Source organism: Mesorhizobium sp. B2-3-2 (assembly GCF_006442295.1).
Classification (GTDB): Bacteria; Pseudomonadota; Alphaproteobacteria; order Rhizobiales; family Rhizobiaceae; genus Mesorhizobium.
In genome coordinates this window covers 1-18,644 of sequence record NZ_VFWA01000013.1, presented here as the reverse complement: position 1 = coordinate 18,644, position 18,644 = coordinate 1, and the positions used below count along the sequence as shown (strand labels likewise).

Annotated in this window: 14 protein-coding genes; 8 read left to right on the top strand and 6 right to left on the bottom strand. The window is 64.8% G+C overall.

Annotation, left to right across the window (positions count from 1 at the left end; genetic code table 11):
• Positions 1-39: 39 nt before the first annotated feature.
• From FJ964_RS23755 to FJ964_RS23745, 3 genes are read left to right on the top strand one after another with little or no spacing between them, the layout of a single operon-like run.
• Positions 40-1,212, top strand: coding sequence for a glycosyltransferase family 4 protein (locus FJ964_RS23755; RefSeq protein ID WP_140552653.1), 1,173 nt, complete (start codon positions 40-42; stop codon positions 1,210-1,212).
• Positions 1,209-2,003 carry a WecB/TagA/CpsF family glycosyltransferase gene (locus FJ964_RS23750; RefSeq protein WP_140552652.1) on the top strand — a complete coding sequence of 265 codons (795 nt, stop codon included), beginning with the start codon at positions 1,209-1,211 and terminating at the stop codon, positions 2,001-2,003. Before FJ964_RS23755 ends, FJ964_RS23750 begins: the two co-directional genes overlap by 4 nt.
• Complete coding sequence (locus tag FJ964_RS23745; RefSeq protein ID WP_140552651.1) at positions 2,000-2,929, top strand: DUF6492 family protein; 930 nt, start codon at positions 2,000-2,002, stop codon at positions 2,927-2,929. The genes FJ964_RS23750 and FJ964_RS23745 overlap by 4 nt, the downstream gene beginning before the upstream one ends.
• A gap of 45 nt (positions 2,930-2,974) precedes the next feature.
• Here FJ964_RS23745 and FJ964_RS23740 read toward each other — a convergent pair whose 3' ends face one another.
• Entirely contained in the window at positions 2,975-4,270 is a 1,296-nt protein-coding gene (locus FJ964_RS23740) for a lipopolysaccharide biosynthesis protein (RefSeq protein ID WP_140552650.1), read from the bottom strand.
• Positions 4,271-4,469: 199 nt separating this feature from the next.
• Here FJ964_RS23740 and FJ964_RS23735 point away from each other — a divergent pair, with 199 nt between their 5' ends.
• The 4 genes from FJ964_RS23735 (at position 4,470) to FJ964_RS23720 (ending at position 10,983) form a co-directional block, all read left to right on the top strand.
• Complete coding sequence (locus FJ964_RS23735; RefSeq protein WP_140552649.1) at positions 4,470-7,064, top strand: GumC family protein; 2,595 nt, start codon at positions 4,470-4,472, stop codon at positions 7,062-7,064.
• Positions 7,065-7,305: 241 nt separating this feature from the next.
• Positions 7,306-8,205, top strand: a complete 900-nt coding sequence (gene folD, locus FJ964_RS23730; protein WP_140552648.1) for a bifunctional methylenetetrahydrofolate dehydrogenase/methenyltetrahydrofolate cyclohydrolase FolD — start codon at positions 7,306-7,308, stop codon at positions 8,203-8,205.
• Positions 8,206-8,260: 55 nt separating this feature from the next.
• Complete coding sequence (locus FJ964_RS23725) at positions 8,261-9,223, top strand: GlxA family transcriptional regulator (RefSeq protein ID WP_140501084.1); 963 nt, start codon at positions 8,261-8,263, stop codon at positions 9,221-9,223.
• 89 nt (positions 9,224-9,312) lie between these two features.
• Entirely contained in the window at positions 9,313-10,983 is a 1,671-nt protein-coding gene (locus tag FJ964_RS23720; protein WP_140552647.1) for a VWA domain-containing protein, read from the top strand.
• A 69-nt stretch (positions 10,984-11,052) separates the two neighbouring features.
• Here FJ964_RS23720 and edd read toward each other — a convergent pair whose 3' ends face one another.
• The 3 genes from edd to zwf form a co-directional block, all read right to left on the bottom strand.
• Positions 11,053-12,876: a phosphogluconate dehydratase gene (gene edd / locus FJ964_RS23715; protein ID WP_140552646.1), complete on the bottom strand. Its 1,824-nt coding sequence runs from the start codon at positions 12,874-12,876 to the stop codon at positions 11,053-11,055.
• Between the two features lie 73 nt (positions 12,877-12,949).
• Positions 12,950-13,666 carry a 6-phosphogluconolactonase gene (pgl, locus tag FJ964_RS23710; RefSeq protein ID WP_140552645.1) on the bottom strand — a complete coding sequence of 239 codons (717 nt, stop codon included), beginning with the start codon at positions 13,664-13,666 and terminating at the stop codon, positions 12,950-12,952.
• Positions 13,648-15,120, bottom strand: a complete 1,473-nt coding sequence (gene zwf, locus FJ964_RS23705; RefSeq protein ID WP_140501096.1) for a glucose-6-phosphate dehydrogenase — start codon at positions 15,118-15,120, stop codon at positions 13,648-13,650. The genes pgl and zwf overlap by 19 nt, the downstream gene beginning before the upstream one ends.
• A 313-nt stretch (positions 15,121-15,433) precedes the next feature.
• Between zwf and FJ964_RS23700 the strand changes: the two genes are divergently transcribed.
• The gene (locus tag FJ964_RS23700) at positions 15,434-16,180 is read left to right on the top strand and encodes an SDR family oxidoreductase (RefSeq protein ID WP_140552644.1); all 747 of its coding nucleotides are present in this window, start codon (positions 15,434-15,436) and stop codon (positions 16,178-16,180) included.
• Positions 16,181-16,246: 66 nt separating this feature from the next.
• Here FJ964_RS23700 and FJ964_RS23695 read toward each other — a convergent pair whose 3' ends face one another.
• Together FJ964_RS23695 and FJ964_RS23690 are read right to left on the bottom strand one after the other, a co-directional pair.
• Positions 16,247-17,101 (bottom strand): SH3 domain-containing protein, encoded by an 855-nt coding sequence (locus FJ964_RS23695; protein ID WP_140552643.1) that lies wholly within the window; start codon positions 17,099-17,101, stop codon positions 16,247-16,249.
• A gap of 224 nt (positions 17,102-17,325) precedes the next feature.
• Positions 17,326-18,612 carry an FAD-binding oxidoreductase gene (locus FJ964_RS23690; RefSeq protein ID WP_140552642.1) on the bottom strand — a complete coding sequence of 429 codons (1,287 nt, stop codon included), beginning with the start codon at positions 18,610-18,612 and terminating at the stop codon, positions 17,326-17,328.
• Positions 18,613-18,644: the final 32 nt, after the last annotated feature.

Genomic DNA, 18,644 nt, shown 5'->3' with positions numbered 1-18,644 from the left:
ACCGCGCTTTGCTACCGGCTGCACCACAGGATAGGTGAGATGCATCTGCTGTTCGCCACATCGATCGTGCCCGATGGCGCTCTCGCATCGGGCTACGAGATCGCCAATGCTGCAATCATCGCTGCCTTGCGGCGCGCCGGCGCGCGCGTCACCGTCATCGGCTTCATCTGGCCGGGGAAAGCCGCGGCCGATCCTGAAAACACCATCGTGCTGGGCGCCGTGGACGTGCGCACCGAAAATGCTTCAGCGCTGCAAAAGCTCGCCTGGGTCGGCAAGGCGATGCTTTCGGGCCTCACCTTCGCGTCGGCCAAGTTGCGTGCGGTCTCCGATGCCGAAGTCCTCGCCGCCATCGAGCACGCCGGCCCCTTCGACGGCTATGTGCTTAATTCCGTGCAGTTTGCCGGCGCCTTCGAAAAGCTCTTTGGCGACCGGCCTTCGATCTTCGTCGCCCACAATGTCGAGCATCTTTCGGCGCGGGAGAATGCCGCTGCCGCCCCGGGCATCTTCCAGCGCCTGTTGTTCCGCCGCGAGGCAAGGCTGCTCGCGAGCGTGGAAGAGCGTCTGTGCCGCCGCGCGCGTTTCGTCTTCACGCTGGCCGAGGAAGACCGCTCCGCACTCGGCGTGGCCTCCGACGACCGCTCGGCGGTGCTGCCGCTGGTGACGGGCGCCAGGCCACCGGCGCACAACGGTCGGCGCAAGATCGAGTGCGACGCCGCGCTGATCGGCACCTGGACCTGGCAGCCGAACCGCATCGGGCTCGGCTGGTTCCTGGACAAGGTGGTGCCGCATCTGCGCCCGGACTTCCGCATCAGGATCGCCGGCAGCATGCCGTCTGATATCGTCTCGTCTCATCCCGGCGTCGCTTTCGTCGGACGCGTGCCGGACGCTCAGGCTTTCATACGCGGCGGCGCCGTCATCCCGCTCATCAGCACCGCCGGCAGCGGCGTGCAGCTGAAGACGATCGAGACGTTCGAGCTCGGCCTGCCCGCCGTTGCCACCAGCCACGCGCTGCGCGGCATCGACCATCGCCCGGTCAATTGCGCCGTCACCGACGATCCGGTCGCCTTTGCCAGGGCGCTGGAGGCCGCGGCGGCTGATATTCGCGACGTTGACGGCAGCGCGTTCCACCGCCGGCAGCTCAAGGCGCTCGATGCCGCCATCCGGCTTGGCCTGGAGAGGCTCGGTCCTGTCATGCAGGAGGCGTTTGCATGAACATGCACACCGCCCGGGCCGCGTTCGGGTCCGACACGTTGAAGACGATCTTCGGCATCTCCGTACTCGCCATTCGCTGGGACGACGCGATCGCCCTGCTGACGCGGCTGATCGCGGAACGGCGCTTCACCAAGGTCAGCTTCCTCAACGCCCATAATGCCAATCTCGCCTACACCGATCCGGTGTTCGCCCAGGCGCTCGACGATTTTCTCATCCTGCCGGACGGCATCGGCGTCGATCTCGCAGCGCAACTTCTCTATGGCGCGCCGTTCCCGGACAATCTCAACGGCACCGATTTCGTGCCGGCCTTTCTGCGGTCGGTGGCCCGGCCGCTGACCGTGGGGCTGCTCGGCGCGACGCGCATCAATGCCGAGGCCGCGTCGAAGAAGCTCGCGGCGATTGCCGTCCAGCACAGATTCGTGGTCATCCATGACGGCTACTTCTCCGCTGCGCAGGAGCCGGAAATCATCGAACGGATCGCGGCGCTGCGGCCTGATATGCTGCTGGTCGCCATGGGCGTGCCGCGCCAGGAATTGTGGATCGAACGGCACATCGACGAGCGCCACTGCACGCTGCCGGTCGCGGTCGGCGCGCTGCTGGATTTTCTCAGCGGCGCCGTGCCGCGCGCGCCCTTGTGGATACGGCGCCTCAGGCTGGAGTGGCTGTTTCGGCTGGCGGTCGAGCCGGGACGGCTCTGGCGCCGCTATGTGGTCGGCAACCCCTTGTTCCTGTGGCGGGTCCTCAAACAGAAATTGTTGAACCGGCCCCAAGCCGCCGGAGACGTCCGTTGAACGAGAGGTTCGTTCCAGGCGCGATCGCCGAACCCGGACTGCTTCGGGCAACGCCGACGGCAGCCATGGTGACGGCAAGCTATGCGCCGGATTTCGAGCGTTGCCGCCTGCTCTGCGAAACCCTCGACCGGCACGTCACGGGGGTCGCGCATCATTACATTCTGGTCGAAGGCCGGGACGTCAAGCTGTTTCGCCGGTTGGAGAGCGCCAACCGTTCCGTCGTCGACGAACGTGAGCTGCTGCCGCGCTGGCTGCATGTCTTCGACGATCCGCTCAGCCTGTTCCGGCGGCGCGTCTGGCTCAGTCTGAAGACCCAGCCGCTGCGCGGCTGGCACGTGCAGCAACTGCGCCGCATCGCCGTTGCGGCGCATGCATGCCAGGACGTCCTGGTCTTCTGCGATTCCGACGTCGCCTTCCTGAAGCCTTTCGATTGCGGCGCGTTCTGGCGTGACGGCAAGGCGCGGCTGTTCCGCCGTGACGGCGTGCTTGCGCAGGACGGTCATGACGAGCATCGCATATGGTCGCGCAATGCCGGTTCCGCGCTCGGCATCGATCCGTCGAGGAATTCGGTCCACGACTATATCTCGACGCTGATCGCCTGGCGCCGCGACACCGTGCTGGCCATGTGCAACCGGGTCGAGGAGGTGCATGGCCGAAACTGGGTCGAGGTCGTCGGCTCGGCGCGCAAATTCTCCGAATGCATGATCTATGGCCGCTATGTCGACGATCTGCTGGACGGCGCCGGCCACTTCCACGGCACGGAAGAATTCTGCCGCGTCCATTGGACCGGCGAGGCGCTGTCGGACGACGAATTCCGCCGCTTCGTTGCCGCCATGGCTCCCGAACAGGTGGCGATCGGCATGCAATCCTTCATCGGCACCGACACCGGCCGCATCCGCCGGCTGATCGGGCTCGACCGATCCTGATCCTGAAAACGAGTCGGTTCTCGGAAAGACTGCCCGGATGAAGGATCAGATCGCCTTCGCCGGTTTGCGCAGCGCCGAATAGGTCAGCAGCATCGACGCGAGATAGAGCAGCAGGAAGACGACGTTGAGCGACAGCACCAGCTTCGACGTGTCGGCAATGGTTGTCAGCACATAGGTCAGCAGCAGCGCCTTGAGAGCGGCGAGCAGGCCGAGATTGAGCGCCCGCACCAGCGTCTGGCCACGCGCGAACAGAAGTTCCGCCTGATATTCGACCAGATTGCGCAACCCCGGAACGCCGATCGCAAGCGCCACCAGGGGGGCGGCCTCCGAGACGTTCTTGCCGAGCGCCCCGGGGAAGAAATGCAGCACCACGGCAAGCGCCAACAGCGCCAGCGTCGAGACCGCGAATACGCCGCCTTCGATGCCGCTCTTGACCGCCAGCCGTGACAAGAGCTCCGGGGCACGCATCATGCGCTGCACCAGCATCATGGAGAAGGTGCGGATCGGGATCGCCGTCAGGTCGACCAGCCGCATGATGATGGCATAGATGCCGGCCAAATGCGGGCCACCGATCGCCAGCACCAGAAGCTTGTCGAATTCCATCTGCAGGTAGAACAGCACCTCGGCGCCGGCGACATAGACCGAATCGGCGAGCCGCCTGAGATAAAGCTCGCTGCGCAGCCGCAGCCGCTGGCGCGGATAGAAGAGGCCGAACGCGAGCACCAGCGAGGCGGCGTTGGCGCCGATATAGAACCAGGACCATACCCAGACGCTGTGTTGCGCCCATAACATGAACAGCACCGCGCCGGCTGCCCGCAACGCCGTCGCCAGGATCGCCAGCACGGCGGCACGGCCGAATTTGCCGAGGCCGTTGTTGACGATCAGCGCCACCTCCACCGGCCGCCACAGAAGCGCCTCGGCAAAGACGATTGCCGCGAACACCGGCAGCGGCACGGTGCTGGCAAAGAAGATCAGGTAGACGATGTAGGAGGTTGCGGCGAGCAGCGGCAACGAGACGATGCCGAGCAGCAGGAAGCCTGCGGTGAAGGTGCCGATCAGGTTGGGGCGGATGGTGGCGGTGCGGTAAAGTGCCGAGATGAAGCCGAAGGCCAGAAGCCGCGACAGCATCACTCCGGCGGCCGAGGCGGTGGCGAACATGCCGAACTCGGCAATGGAAAGCGTGTTGGCCAAGGCGATGAAGTAGGCGAGTGAAAACACCAGCCGCCCGCCGGCGCCGCTGATTGCCGAAAAATAGTCGCGAACCAGCCCCCGTCTTTCGGCCACCAAGGTGCCGATCCGGGCGAGGGGCCGCCTCTGCGGTATGTCGCTGGCCTCAGTCATGGGTCAAGGAAAGGCATAGGCGGCAAAGTTTAACGTGCCCTTCTGAAATCTTCCTGCATCTGCTGAAATTCCAGGCATCCGGCATCAAGCAATGCTTTCGGCCTCTTAAAATTAACCTTTTGTTTCCTATGCTTGTTTAGCGTGGCTTAACAAATGACCGACCGCCGCTGTCTGGCGGCTGAAAGTAAGCTTCGCGACAATGGGCGACAGGGAAAATCGTGAGGACTGGAGGCGCGAACGATCCTTGCTGGCGCTTGGCCAAGCCGTGCGCGGTGAGGATGAGGCATCGCTGGTCTCGCTAGGGGATCGGGCAAATCCGTCATGGCGCGAGGATGCCGCCACACGTCATCGCCTGGCGCGCTCGCAGCGCGAGGCGAAGATGAATCCGGCGCCTCCCGCATCCGCCGGAACGCAACGCTTGCAGCCGGGCGACGAGCCGGCTCCGGCATCCGCCGGCATTTCGCATTCGCACGATGGGGCCGGTATCGGCGGTTCGGACTCGGCGATGCCCTATGAGGGGACGGTTCCCGAGATCGCCTCGAGAGTTGATTCCCAGCGCAGCACATCCGAACCGCTGAGCGCGAGCGAAGCGGGAACATCTCCTGGCGAGGATGCCGACAGCCAGCACTGGAAGCCCCTGATCGATCCAATGCAGGTGGTTCGCGGCGTCGCCAGGTCCAAAGCGCTGATCATCACCACGACGGTGCTGGGCGCGGCGCTCGGCGTTGCGATTGCCCTGTCGACGCCGAAGAAATACGAATCCACCACCGAGCTGATCGTCGACCCGCGCGACCTGAAGCTTACGGACCGCGATCTCACCCAGGCGGTGGTCATGCCCGACGCGGCGCTCGTCAACGTCGAGAACCAGATCAAGTTGCTGACCTCCGGCACCGTGTTGAACAAGGTTGTCCAGGAGCTCGACCTAGTCGACGACCCCGAGTTCAACGGCCAAGGCAATGGCGGCCTTGGCGTCATGTCACTGATCCGCTCGATCCTGTTGCGCCAGGACGGACCGGGCGGTGTCGACCAATCCCGCCGCCTTTCCCTTGCCATCGTCAACCTGGCCGAGAGCGTTTCGGTCGAGCGCGGCGGCAAGACCTCCGTGATCACCATCGGCGTCACCACTCAGGATCCCCAGAAATCGGCACTCATCGCGGAAACGATGACGAAGGTCTTCCTGCAGACCTCGGGTGAAATCCAGTCCGACACTGCCGGCCGGGCCAACAACGAACTGACGGCGAAACTCGACGAGATGCGCAAGGGCGTCGAGGCGGCCGAGCGCAAGGTCGAGGATTTCAGGGCCACCCATGATCTTGTCGACGCGCAGGGCCATCTGATCAGCGACGACCAGATGCTCAAGCTAAACGAGCAGCTTTCCGTCGCCCGCGCCCGCACGCTGGAGCTGAACGCCCGCGCGGCCTCGGCACGTCAGGTCAACGTGAATTCGGTACTCAGCGGCACCTTGCCGGAAGAGATCAACTCCACCTCCATGAGCGATCTGCGCTCGCAATACGCAACGCTCAAGCAGGAGGCTGATCGGGCAGCGGTCCGGCTCGGACCGCGCCATCCCGAGCGCCGGGCGCTCGAGGCCCAGCTCACCGGCGCGCGCGAACGCATCGTCGCCGAACTCAGCCGCATCGCGTCGTCGTTGCAGGTTGACCTGAAACGCTCGGTCCAGCTCGAACAGGACCTCGCTTCCCGCCTGGCGCAGATGAAGGTGCGCAGCGGTGACGTCAACAGCGACCTTGTCTCGATGCGGGAGCTGGAGCGCGAGGCCTCGGCCAAGCGCTCGGTCTATGAACAATATCTCCTGCGCGCCAAGGAGACCGGCGAGCAGAAGAATATCAACACCGCCAATATGAGCGTCATCTCGCCCGCCTCCATTCCGCTGGAGCCGAACGGGCCGTCGCGCGCCGTGGTGGCGCTTGCCGGCCTGCTGCTGGGCTTTGCCTCCGGCGTCGGCCTCGGCGCCATGCGCGGCGCCTATGAAAGCCTGCGTGAGACCGCCGGGTCACGATCCCGCCGTGACCGCAAGATAGAGGAACGCCGGGTGCCGCTCGATGACCAGGCATTCCGGGCGCCGCCTCCGCCGGCGCTGCCGATACCGCAAGCATCGCCGCCGCAATCACCGCCGTCGCCGCCAGCTTCAGTGCCGCCGCTTGCCGCGCAGGCCGGGGCCGCTGCCGTCGAGAGCTCAGGACGGATCGGCGCGCTGATGTCCAGGCTGCGCAAGGCTGTGTCCCGCAAGCCCGCCACCGAGGTGCAGGACGAGGCGTTTCCCGGTGCATCTGCGTCGGCCCCTGTCGCCGAAGACGGCCGGCCGGCGAACGCTCCTGCATTTCCCGACTATCCGGCTCCGGATTCCGCCTTTGGGCATCGGTCGCCAGCTCCAAACTATCCGCGCCCATCTTTTCAGCCAGCCGCGGACACCGGCTACGCGCGGCCCATGGGATCGCCGTCAAGGTCGCCCCTGATGCCGCAGCAGGCGATGTATCCGGCCGCGTCCCATCCCTATGCGCAGCCCCTGGTCTATCCGCACATGCAGCCTTGGCAGACGCGGTCGCCGGCAGGCCATTCCCAGGCCACGGCGCCCTATGACGCGCCGATGCCCTACCCGCCCGCACCCGCTCCGGCTCAGCCGTCGGCCTATCCCGCCGCGCCGCTGGAGCAGCCCGCCGCCGCCGAGAAGGGCGCCGAGCAGGCGTCGATAGAGGAAATTCGCGCCAGCCTGCGCGAATTTCGCGAGGCTGTTCGCGAGCTTACCGAGAGCCGCGCGGGCCGCCGCTATTTCTGAGCCACAAGATAGTCTCCTGTGTCGAACAAAAGCGCGCCGGTTTCGCGTAAACGGCATCGGACGGCGCTTTGACGGGATTGCGTGTTCGAATTTTCGTCAAAATGCCGCGCGGTGTCTTTGCTGGAGACGCAGCCCGGCTGGCCGGGCCATGCAGGCTTCGGCGCACGCTTGAGAAAAGGATCCAAAGCGCCGCATTTTCGGACGCGGCCGGTTTGGCGGAACGTATCGAGGGGTGATTCATATGGCCGAAGTGATTGACGGCAAAAGCGTTGCCGAAGACGTGGTGCGGACGGTGAAGACCTTGACCGCCGAGCTTGTCGCCAAGGGCAATGTCCAGCCCGGCCTCGCCGTGGTCATCGTCGGCGAGGATCCGGCGAGCCAGGTCTACGTCGCCTCCAAATCCCGCACCGCCAAGGAATGCGGCTTTCATTCGGTCCAGCACACGTTGCCGGCGGATACCTCGCAGGAGGCGCTGCTCAAGATCATCGCCGACCTCAACGCCGACACCGCCATCAACGGCATCCTGGTGCAGCTTCCGCTTCCCGCCCACATCGATGCCGGCAAGGTCATCCAGGCGATCGCGCCGCACAAGGATGTCGACGGCTTCCATTTCATCAATGTCGGCAAGCTCGGCACCGGCGAACTCGACACCGCTTTCGTTCCTTGCACGCCCGCCGGCTCGATGCTCCTGATCGAGCGCGTGCGCGGCAAGGACCTGTCGGGCCTCAATGCCGTCGTCGTCGGCCGTTCCAACATCGTCGGCAAGCCGATGGCCAATCTCCTGCTCGCCGCCAATTGCACCGTCACCATCGCGCACAGCCGCACGAAGGATCTGCCGGGGCTGGCCCGCACCGCCGACATTCTCGTCGCCGCCGTTGGCCGGCCGGAGATGATCAGGGGCGATTGGGTGAAGCCCGGCGCAACCGTCATCGACGTCGGCATCAACCGCATCCCGGCCCCGGAGAAGGGGGAGGGCAAATCCCGCCTCGTCGGCGATGTCGCCTATGCCGAAGCGGCCAAGGCCGCCGGCGCCATCACGCCCGTGCCCGGCGGCGTCGGGCCGATGACCATTGCCATGCTGATGGCCAATACGTTAGCCTCCGCCTACCTTGCGGCCGGGTTGAAACGGCCCTCCTTCTGACCACCAGAAAGCAGCAGCTTTGCCGAACCCAACTATTCCCTTGGAACGGCCGGTCATGAATGATCCCGTTCAAGGCGGCCGGCAATTCGCGTTCCTGCTGGTCGATAAATTCTCCATGTTCTCGCTGGCCGCCGCGATCGACACGTTCCGTTCGGCGAACCGGCTGCTCGGCCGCGATTTCTACGGCTGGACGACGGTATCGGCCGATGGCGATCCGGTGATGGCGTCCAACGGCTTGCCGCTCAAGATCGACTATGCGGTTGCCGACCTGCCGCCGGTCGACATCCTCTTCGTCTCGGTCGGGTTGACCACGGAATTTCCCGGCAAGAGCAAGGTTCTGGCGGCGCTACGCAGCTGGGGCCGGCGCGGCAATGCGCTCGGCGCGCTGTCGGTCGGATCCTATTTGCTGGCCGAGGCCGGCCAACTCGACGGCTATCGCTGCACCATCCATTGGGAGAACCGCGCCGGCTTCGTCGAGCGCTTTCCCGACATCAACTGCACTGGCAACGTCTTCGAGATCGACCGCAAGCGCTACACCTGCGCCGGCGGCACCACCTCGATCGACCTGATGCTGGAGATCGTGCGCGGCGACTTCGGCTCGAACCTCGCCAATGGCGTCGCTAATCAGTTCCAGCACGAGCGCATCCGCTCGGCCGGCGACCGCCAGCGCGTCGGGCCGGAGCGCGACCTCACCGGCAAGTCGGAGAAGCTCAGGCGCATCGTCGAGCTGATGGCCGACCATCTCGACGAGCCGCTCTCGGCGGTGCAACTCGCCAAATCGGCTGGCCTTTCGGTGCGTCAGGTAGAGCGATTGTTCCTGCGCCACCTCAACGTCACGCCCGGCCGCTACTACATGCGGCTGCGGCTGGAGCGGGCGCGCGAATTGTTGCGCCAGACCAACATGCCGATCCTCGACGTGGCGATCGCCACCGGCTTCACCTCGCATTCCTATTTTGCCCAGAGCTATCGGCTGCAGTTTGGCCGCCCGCCTTCCGAAGAGCGCCGCACCACCTACTAAGCCGCGGACAAGCCGCGTCCGGGCTTGTGTCCCAAGGTGGGCTCAAATAGCTTCAGCCGGCGGACGGAGCGGCTACTCAGGAGATTTCGATGGCGGGACTTGCACGGAGCGTCGCTGCGGCGTTTCTCCTTTTGTCGATGACGACATTCGGCTTTGCCGCGAACAAGGTCATTGTCATCCTCGACGCTTCCGGGTCGATGTGGGCGCAGATCGATGGCAGGCCCAAGCTCGAAATCGCCCGTGAGTCGCTGAGAAGCGTGCTGCAATCGGTTCCCGCCGACGATGAACTCGGTTTCATGGCCTATGGCCATCGCGAGAAAGGCAGTTGCGAGGACATCCAGCTGATCGTACCGCCGCAGGCCGGCTCGGCGAGCGCGATTTCGGCCGCGGCCGACAGCATGAAATTCCTCGGCAAGACGCCGCTGACATCAGCCGTCAGGCAGGCGGCCGAAGCGCTGAAATACACCGAGGACAAGGCGACCGTCGTTCTCATCACCGACGGGCTCGAGACCTGTGGCGGCGACCCTTGCGCGCTTGGCAAGGAACTCGAATCGTCCGGCGTCGATTTCACAGCCGACGTTGTCGGCTTTGGCCTTACGGCCGACGAAGGCAAGCAGATTGCTTGCCTCGCCGACAACACCGGCGGCAAGTACATCCAGGCGTCGGACGAGAAGGCGCTGCGGGAAGCTTTGGTCGAAACCGTCGCCGCACCGGCACCCGAACCGGCCCCTGCACCCGAACCGGCGCCTGCGCCTGCACCTGCACCGGAGCCCGCAAGGCCTGTTTTCAATTTCCAGCCGAGCGTGGTGATGGCCGAAGGCGGCGAGCCGATCACCGACGGCAATGCGTGGGAGATTTACAAAGCCAACCCTGACGGCTCGCGCGGCGAGTCCGTCACCACCGAATACGGCACCTATAACGGCAATCTCGATCCCGGCGACTATATCGTCGTTGCGCGCGACGACGAAGCCAAGGTTGAGCAGAAGGTCAAGATCGAAGCCGGCCAGATCTATAAGCCGCTCTTCACCCTGAACGCCGGCACATTGATCATCCACCCACATGCAAGCCAAGGCGCCGAGATCAGCAGCGAAGCCCGCGTCGATTTCGCCTATCCCGGTGGCAGCACCACCCATTACGGCGACACCCAGGCCATCGTGCCGGCGGGCGAACAGAAGGTCACGGTGCAGATCGGCGCCGGCACGGTGACGCAAACAATCCAACTCGCCCCCGGGCAGACCGTTGAAAAGGACCTCGTGGTCGGCGTCGGCCAGGCCGTGCTCAATGCCTATTATACATCGGGCGGCGACAAGGCCGACAATTCGGCCATCGGCTTTGAGATCGTCAAGGCGAAGAAGAAGATCGACGGCAGCCGCGACAGCGTCGAGCACTCCTATGGGGCCGACAGCAAGTTCTGGCTGCCGCCCGACGACTATGTGGCGGTGACAACGCTCGATCTCGCCGTCGTCGAGCAGCCTTTCAGCATCAAGGCCGGCGACAGCCTGGATGTGAAGGTCGTGCTCGATGCGGGTGTGCTCGCAATATCGGCGCCCGGCGCTTATTCGATTGAGGTGCTTTCGTCGAAAAAGGACATCGAGGGCAAGCGCAAATCGCTCGGCTTCAACTACGGCGACAACTGGCAGCAGACGATCCCGGCCGGCGATTATGTCGTCGTCCGGCATATGTCGGATGAGGGTCATGACAAGGAGATGCCGGTGACAGTCAAGGCCGGCGAACGGACCGAGATCGCCGTCGCGGAATGATGGCTGGGGTTCCCGAAGCAAAAAGGGCGGTTCCGAACCGCCCTTTTTCATGAATTCCTTGCAGATGGATCAGGCGGTTCCAAACGCGCTGGCCCCGTGGTCGGCGCGGCCGACCAATTGCCGGAGACCGGCGAAGAGCTCACGGCCGAAGCCGAACTCATTGCCGATGAGATCGGCTTCCGCTGTTCGGCGCAGCGCGAATTCCGCTGCTGGTACCAGAACTTCAAGCGTGCCGGCATCCGCATCCAGCCGGATGATGTCGCCGTCGTGGATCCTGGCGATCGGGCCGTCCTCGACCGCTTCCGGCGTGACATGGATCGCCGCAGGCACCTTGCCGGAGGCGCCCGACATGCGCCCGTCCGTGACCAGCGCGACGCGCTGGCCGCGATCCTGCAGGATGCCGAGCACGGTGGTCAGCTTGTGCAGTTCCGGCATGCCGTTGGCCTTCGGTCCCTGGAAGCGGATGACTGCGATGAAGTCGCCGGTAAGCGTGCCGGCCTTGAAGGCCTCGTTCAGCCCTTGCTGGCTGTCGAACACCTTGGCCGGCGCCTCGATGAGGCGCCGTTCCGGCTTCACCGCGGACGTCTTGATGACGGCATGACCGAGATTGCCGGCCAGCACTTTGAGGCCGCCCGTCGGCTGAAAGGCTTTCTTGAACGGCGCCAGCACCTTCGCGTCGCCACTCGCGCGCGGGGCGGCTTCGCGCACGACGCTGCCGTCGGCACCGAGCTTTGCCTCGACTGCATAGGGCCGCAGGCCTTCGCCCCATACCGTCTGCACATCTTCATGCAGCACGCCTTCGTCGAGCAACTCGCGAATGAGAAAGCCGAGCCCGCCCGCGGCGTGGAAATGGTTCACATCCGCAAGCCCGTTGGGATAGACGCGCGCCAGGAGGGGCACCGCTTCCGAGAGGTCGGAAATATCCTGCCAGGTCAGCGCGATCCCGGCGGCTGCGGCCATCGCGATCAGATGAATGGTATGGTTGGTCGAGCCGCCGGTCGCGTGCAGGCCAACCACGCCGTTGACGATCGAACGCTCGTCGATCATCCGCCCGACCGGCGTATAGGCGTTGCCAAGCGCGGTGATCGCCAGGCCCCGCTTCGTCGCCTCGCGGGTCAAGGCGTCCCGCAGCGGCGTGCCCGGATTGACGAAGGAAGCGCCTGGCGTGTGCAGGCCCATGATCTCCATCAGCATCTGGTTGGAGTTGGCCGTGCCATAGAAGGTGCAGGTCCCCGGTCCATGATAGGACTTGGACTCGGCCTCCAGCAGTTCGGCGCGTCCTGCCTTGCCCTCGGCGTAGAGCTGGCGGACCCTGGCCTTTTCATCGTTGGGCAGGCCTGTCGTCATCGGCCCGGCCGGAATGAACACCGCCGGCAGATGGCCGAAGGTCAGTGCCGCGATCACCAGCCCGGGCACGATCTTGTCGCAGACGCCCAGATAAACGGCGGCGTCGAACATGTTGTGCGACAGGCCGATCGCGGCCGCCATGGCGATGACATCGCGCGAGAACAGCGAAAGCTCCATGCCCGGCTGCCCCTGGGTGACGCCGTCGCACATCGCCGGCACGCCGCCGGCGACCTGGGCGATGCCGCCGGCCTCGCGCGCCGCTTCCTTGATCAGGGCCGGGAAGGTCTCGAAGGGCTGATGCGCCGACAGCATGTCGTTGTAGGAGGTGATGATGCCGAGGTTCGGCACCTTGTCGCCGCCCAGCGCTACTTTCTCGGAGGGGCTGCACACGGCAAAGCCATGGGCGAGGTTGCCGCAGGATAGCACCGCCCGGTTGGCGGTCTGGTTCGATGCCTCGGCGATACGGCCAAGATAGCGCTCGCGCCCCGGCTTGGAGCGTTGGCGGATGCGCTCCGTGATGGCTTCGATATCGCGTCTGGCAGTCATGGCATCAGGTCCTTTTCAAGCGAGGTCCCGGAAACATCCTCCCGCCGTTTGCCGGGACCAGATAAGTCTAGAGTCAGGGTGCCCAGAAAACCTCTACAGGCCTGGGGGCGGCGTCGAGCACGGCGCGGATCGGCTTTCGCGGACCGGGCGCGACCGCGCCGTCGAAGGCGGTGCGTTTGTCCTCGCCCTCTATGTGCAGCGCCAGGAAGCCGGCATCGACGATGCGCGCCAGCGACAAGGTCAGCCGCGGCTCGCCGGCGCTTTCCGCATGAACCGGCAGCACGATCCTGTCCGAGGACGGGTCCAGCAATTTCGCAAGATCGTCGGCGTCGGGAAAGAATGAGGCGGTGTGGCCGTCAGGTCCCATGCCGAGCACCGCGACGTCGAGCGGCCAGGACAGGGACTGGAGTGCTGCATTGTCCGATGCCGCGGCATCCTCGATGCTGACGGCTTCGTGGTAGAGCGGCACGAACCGTGCCGCCGCAGCCGCGTTCTGCAACAGATTGGCGGCAACCAGTCCAGCGTTGGAACGCGGCGAGGACGCCGGCACGAAGCGCTCGTCGATCAGCGTCACCGTCACCTTGTCCCAGGCTATCGGCATTCCCGACAGGGCAGCAAAAAATTTTGCCGGCGTCGTGCCGCCGGAAACGGCCAGCAACGCCGTGCCGCGCGCCGCGATTGCCTTTGCCAGGCGGTCGGCGACGCGGCCGGCCAGCGCAGCGGCCAATTCCGCGCGGTCGGAAAAGCCATTCCAGTGGTAGCTGGCGCTGTTCAATTGCTCTCGTGCCATGTCCGTCCGTCACGTTCGATAAGCGCTATCGAGGCCGAAGGTCCCCAGGTGCCCGCCGTATAGCCCTGCGCCTCCTGCCTGGCGCTTTCCCAGGCGTTCTGGATCGGGTCGATCCACCTCCACGCGGCCTCGACCTCGTCGCGGCGCATGAACAGCGTCTGGTTGCCGCGCACGACATCCATGATCAGCCGTTCATAAGCGTCGGGCGCGCGGCCGTCGAAGGACTGCGCAAAACTCATGTCGAGCGAAATCTGCCGCAGCCGCATGCCGCCCGGACCCGGGTCCTTGATCATGATGAATTGCTTGACGCCTTCGTCGGGCTGCAGCCGGATGACCAGCTGGTTGGCGAAGATCGGCCCGGCGCTGTCGCCGCCGAAGATCGAATGCGGGATCGGCTTGAACTCGATGACGATCTCCGAGACCCGGGTTGCCAGCCGCTTGCCGGTCCTGAGATAGAACGGAACGCCTGCCCAGCGCCAGTTGCCGATCTCGGCCTTGATCGCGACGAAGGTTTCGGTGTTGCTGTCCTTGCCGAGCTCCTCGACATAGCCTTTCACCGGCCCGCCTGCGGAGGCGCCGGCGCGGTATTGTCCACGCACCGTGTGCTTCGGCGCCTCGTTGCCGTTGATGCGCTTGAGCGCGCGCAGCACCTTCAGCTTCTCGTCACGGACGGCGTCGGCGTCCATCGACGAGGGCGCTTCCATGGCCACCAGGCAGAGCAGTTGCAGCATATGGTTCTGCACCATGTCGCGCAGCGCGCCGGCCTTGTCGTAATAGGTGACGCGGTCTTCCAGGCCGACGGTCTCGGCGACGGTGATCTGCACGTGGTCGATATGGGCGGAGTTCCACAACGGCTCGTAGAGCGCATTGGCAAAACGCAGCGCCATCAGGTTCTGCACCGTCTCCTTGCCGAGATAATGGTCGATGCGGAAGATCTGGCTTTCGTGGAAGTCGTCGCCGACCAGGTCATTGAGGGTCTGCGCCGAGGCGAGGTCGCGTCCGATCGGTTTCTCCAGCACGATGCGCGAGTTCGGCGTGATCAGATCGTGTTCTTTCAGCTTGTGCGAGATGTCGCCGAACAGCGCCGGCGCCACCGCCAGATAGAAGGCGCGGATGCAGTCGCTGTCGCCGATCGCCTTCTTCAGCCTGTCGAACCCCGCGCCGCTCGTCGCATCGGCCGGGACATAGGAAAGCCGCGCCAGGAAGGTCTTCAGCTCCTTGGGATCGATATCGGCCGCCTTGACGTGGTCGGAAATGGCCTGCTTGGCGAAAGCCCGAAATTCATCGTCGCTCATCTTCGAACGCGACGTGCCGATGATTCGGGTTGGCTCGGAAAATTGATGGTCGCGCTGGCGATAATAGAGCGACGGCAGAAGCTTGCGTTCCGACAGGTCGCCGGTGCCACCGAAAATGATGAAGTCGAAAGGGTCGACGGGGATGATCTGGCTTGTCATGGTCTGTCCGCTTTGACGCCGGTCGCGAGTACGCGGCTTATGTATTCTAATCGATTTAAATTTTCCAGTGCCATGGTGTCACATCGAGGACCGATCGCTACATATTTGCGTCGGTCCAGATGTGTGCTTGACACTGGCACCAGGCGGAGGCTTGTCGGCAAACGACAACTCCGCCAAGCCTTCGCAGTTGCAGCATAGGACGTGAATGTGACGAAAGCTAAGGGAGAATCAGCGCTCTGCCTGTTGCGGCACAGGCCATGCCGCCGGCAGCCCGCGGTAAAAGCCACGCGATGAACCCAGGGAGCGGAAAAACATGCGTCTGAAGGACAAGGTCGCCATCGTCACCGGGGCCGCTTCGGGTTTCGGCGAGGGCATTGCCCGTCGCTTCGCCGAGGAGGGCGCCAGGATCGTCGTGGCCGATCTCAATGCCAAGGGTGCCGAACGCGTAGCCGGCTACATCGGCGAGGCGGCGATCTGGACCCAGACCGACGTTTCGCAGCGCTCCGAATTCGACGAGATGGTCAACGCCGCAAAAAGCGCCTTCGGCCGCATCGACATCATGGTCAACAATGCCGGCTTCACCCATCGCAATGGCGACATGCTCGAAGTCGACGAGGCAACGTTCGACCTGATCACATCGGTCAACATGAAGGCCATCTATCATGCTGCCCTTGCCGTCGTGCCGATCATGGAGCGGCAGGGCGGCGGCGTCATCCTGACCACGGCGTCGACCGCTGGCCTGCGGCCTCGGCCCGGCCTCACCTGGTACAACGCCTCCAAGGGCTGGGCGATCACCGCCACCAAGTCGATGGCGGTGGAACTCGCGCCCAAGAACATCCGCGTCAACTGCCTGTGTCCGGTGGCCGGCGAGACCGGCATGCTGGAAAAGTTCATGGGCGCCGACACACCCGAAATCCGCGAGAAATTCCGTGCCTCGATCCCGCTCGGCCGGCTTTCGACCCCGCTCGACATTGCCAATGCGGCCCTGTGGTTGGCATCCGACGAGGCCGCCTTCATCACCGGCGTGGCGCTGGAGGTCGACGGCGGGCGCTGCATCTGACGCATCGTCATCGCTGCCCCCAACCATCGGCCCGGCCGTACCTGGCTTGATCGAGGCGCTGGCGCGTCAGGCGCCGGTCTTGATGTAGGTTTTGTAGACCCAGCCTGTCTTGCCGTTGTAGACGATCTGGCACCAACGCTTGCAGCTCATCACTTGCACCGAGGTCTTGGCGGGCACCGTGACGATGGCGGCTGCATTCTTCTTCGGGCCGCTGCGCATGGTCACGGCCCTGAGGATGCGCCCGGTGCCAGCCGCGGCCGCTTTGCGCGGTTCGGCCTTGCTGTCATCATCCTGCTGCGCCGCAGCCTGCTGTGGTTGCGCGGCAGGAATGGCGGCGGTCTGCGCGCCATCGGGAGTGCTGCCCGCCGCCGGAGCCGGTGCGGCGACCTTGGCGAGCTCGGCGGCCGCGTCGGTGTCGGCAGCGGGTTGCGCGAACGCCGCGGCCGCCGCCGGCTTGTCAGCCGTCTGCCCGGCCTTGCTCGTCGACTGGCCGGAAGCGGCAGGCTCGGAAGCCGGTGCGGTCTTCGACTGGGAAGCGGTCCAGCGCGGGTCGTTCGCCGCGAGCGCCGGAATGGCGGCTTCCGCGACAGCCACGGTCGGCGAGACCTGGTCGGATTTTCGCGCTGCTTGCGGCACGGCCGCCGCGGCCACCGTGATCCCCGCCGGCGCGATCTTCGTCGTCTTCACAGGAACGGCTGGAATGGCTTGCTCTGGATTGGCAACCGCTTGCCGCTCGTTCGCCGGCAACGCCAGCCAAAGGGCCACCGCGGCCACGCCGAGCAGCGCGGCCGTGCCGACCGCGGCAATCACCAGATGCGAGTTCGAACGGACTTCCTGCCAGAATGACGGACGCATGTCGTAGCCGAACTGCATGGCAAAGCGCCGACGTTCCGGAGCACCGAAACTGAAGGGCTCTCTCACTCTTGCCACCTCCATAAGGGGCCGATGTTCTTCGATCAAACACCGCAACGTGTGCGTCGATCACACCGGTCCCAAATCAAACAGCGGGCGGGCCCGCAGAAAATCCCCGTCTATATTCGCCCAGAGAATGCACTTTTTGCCCGCGATTGTGGCATCAGTGCGCCATTGCTGAAGATTCTGCAACGCTTGGATGTCGCAGCCCCCATGATATTACTCAACAATTGTTAAATCCTGTCGCGCAACGCGAACCAGTTGAGCGCCAGGAAAAGCAGCGGCGCGCGCAAGCGCCGGCCACCGGGAAACGGCGGAATCTTCAGATCCTCGATGAGCTTCAGCCGGTCGCGGTTGCCGGCTACCGTTTCGGCATAGAGCTTGCCGAAGAAGTTCGACAGCATGACGCCGTGGCCGGAATAGCCGCCGACGGAGATCACATTCGGCATCACTTCCCGCACGAACGGCTTTCTCGGCACCGTGATGCCGACATAGCCGCCCCAGCCATGCGTGATTTCGACGTCCCTCAGTGCGGGATAGAGTTCCGCGATCTGGCGGCGGATATGGATATGGATGTCCTTGGGATCGTTGACGCCATAGACCTCGCGCCCGCCGAACAGCAGCCGGCCGTCCCTCGACTTGCGGAAATAGCGCACGACGAAGCGGGAATCATCGACCGACTCGCCGCCCGGCAGCACGTTCGAATCCGCTCCAAGCGGCACGGTCGCGCCGATGAACGAGCCGATCGGCATGATGTGCGCGGCACTTACCGGTTCGAGCGTGCCGCCATAGGCATTGACCGCGATCAGGCATTTCTGCGCTGTGATCGTCCCCTTGGCTGTCGAAACCTTCACTGTGCCGCCGCTCGAAACAATGCCGGTCGACGGCGTCGCTTCGAACAATTGGGCGCCGGCCTGTGCCGCCACCCGCGCCGTGCCGATCACCAGCTTCATCGGATGGATATGGCCGGTGCCGGTGTCGCGCGTCCCGCCGAAATAGGCTGTCGAGCCCAGCCGCTGCGCAGTTTCCGTCGCATCCATGAACGAAATATGCGGATAGGAGAAGCGGCCGGCCATGATCTCGGCATGCGCCTTGTAGTCGTCGACGTAGCGCGGCTTGTGCGCAACCGAGAGCTGGCCCGGCATGTAGTCTATTTCGATCTGGTTGGCGGCTGCGAATTCGAACAGGTGCGCCTTCGCCTCCTCGGCGAGATCGAACAGTGTCTTGGCCCGGGAAAACCCGTATTCGGCCTCCAGCTCCTCGGCCCAGGCGCGCTGCCCGGTGCCGAGCTGGCCGCCATTGCGCCCGGAAGCGCCGTCTCCAAAGCGATACGCCTCGATCAAAACGACATTGGTGCCCGCCTTGGCCAGATGCGCCGCCGCCGACAAGCCGGTGAAACCACCCCCGACAATAACGACGTCGCAGCTGCGGTCGCCGTCCAGCGCCGGATACTCGGGTCGCGGGCCGGCGGTGTCCTCGTACCAGGAACGGCCGGGGGAGATCGGGGATTGGTAGGGCATGATGCTCACGGAGTAGGGGAGTAGGGGAGTAG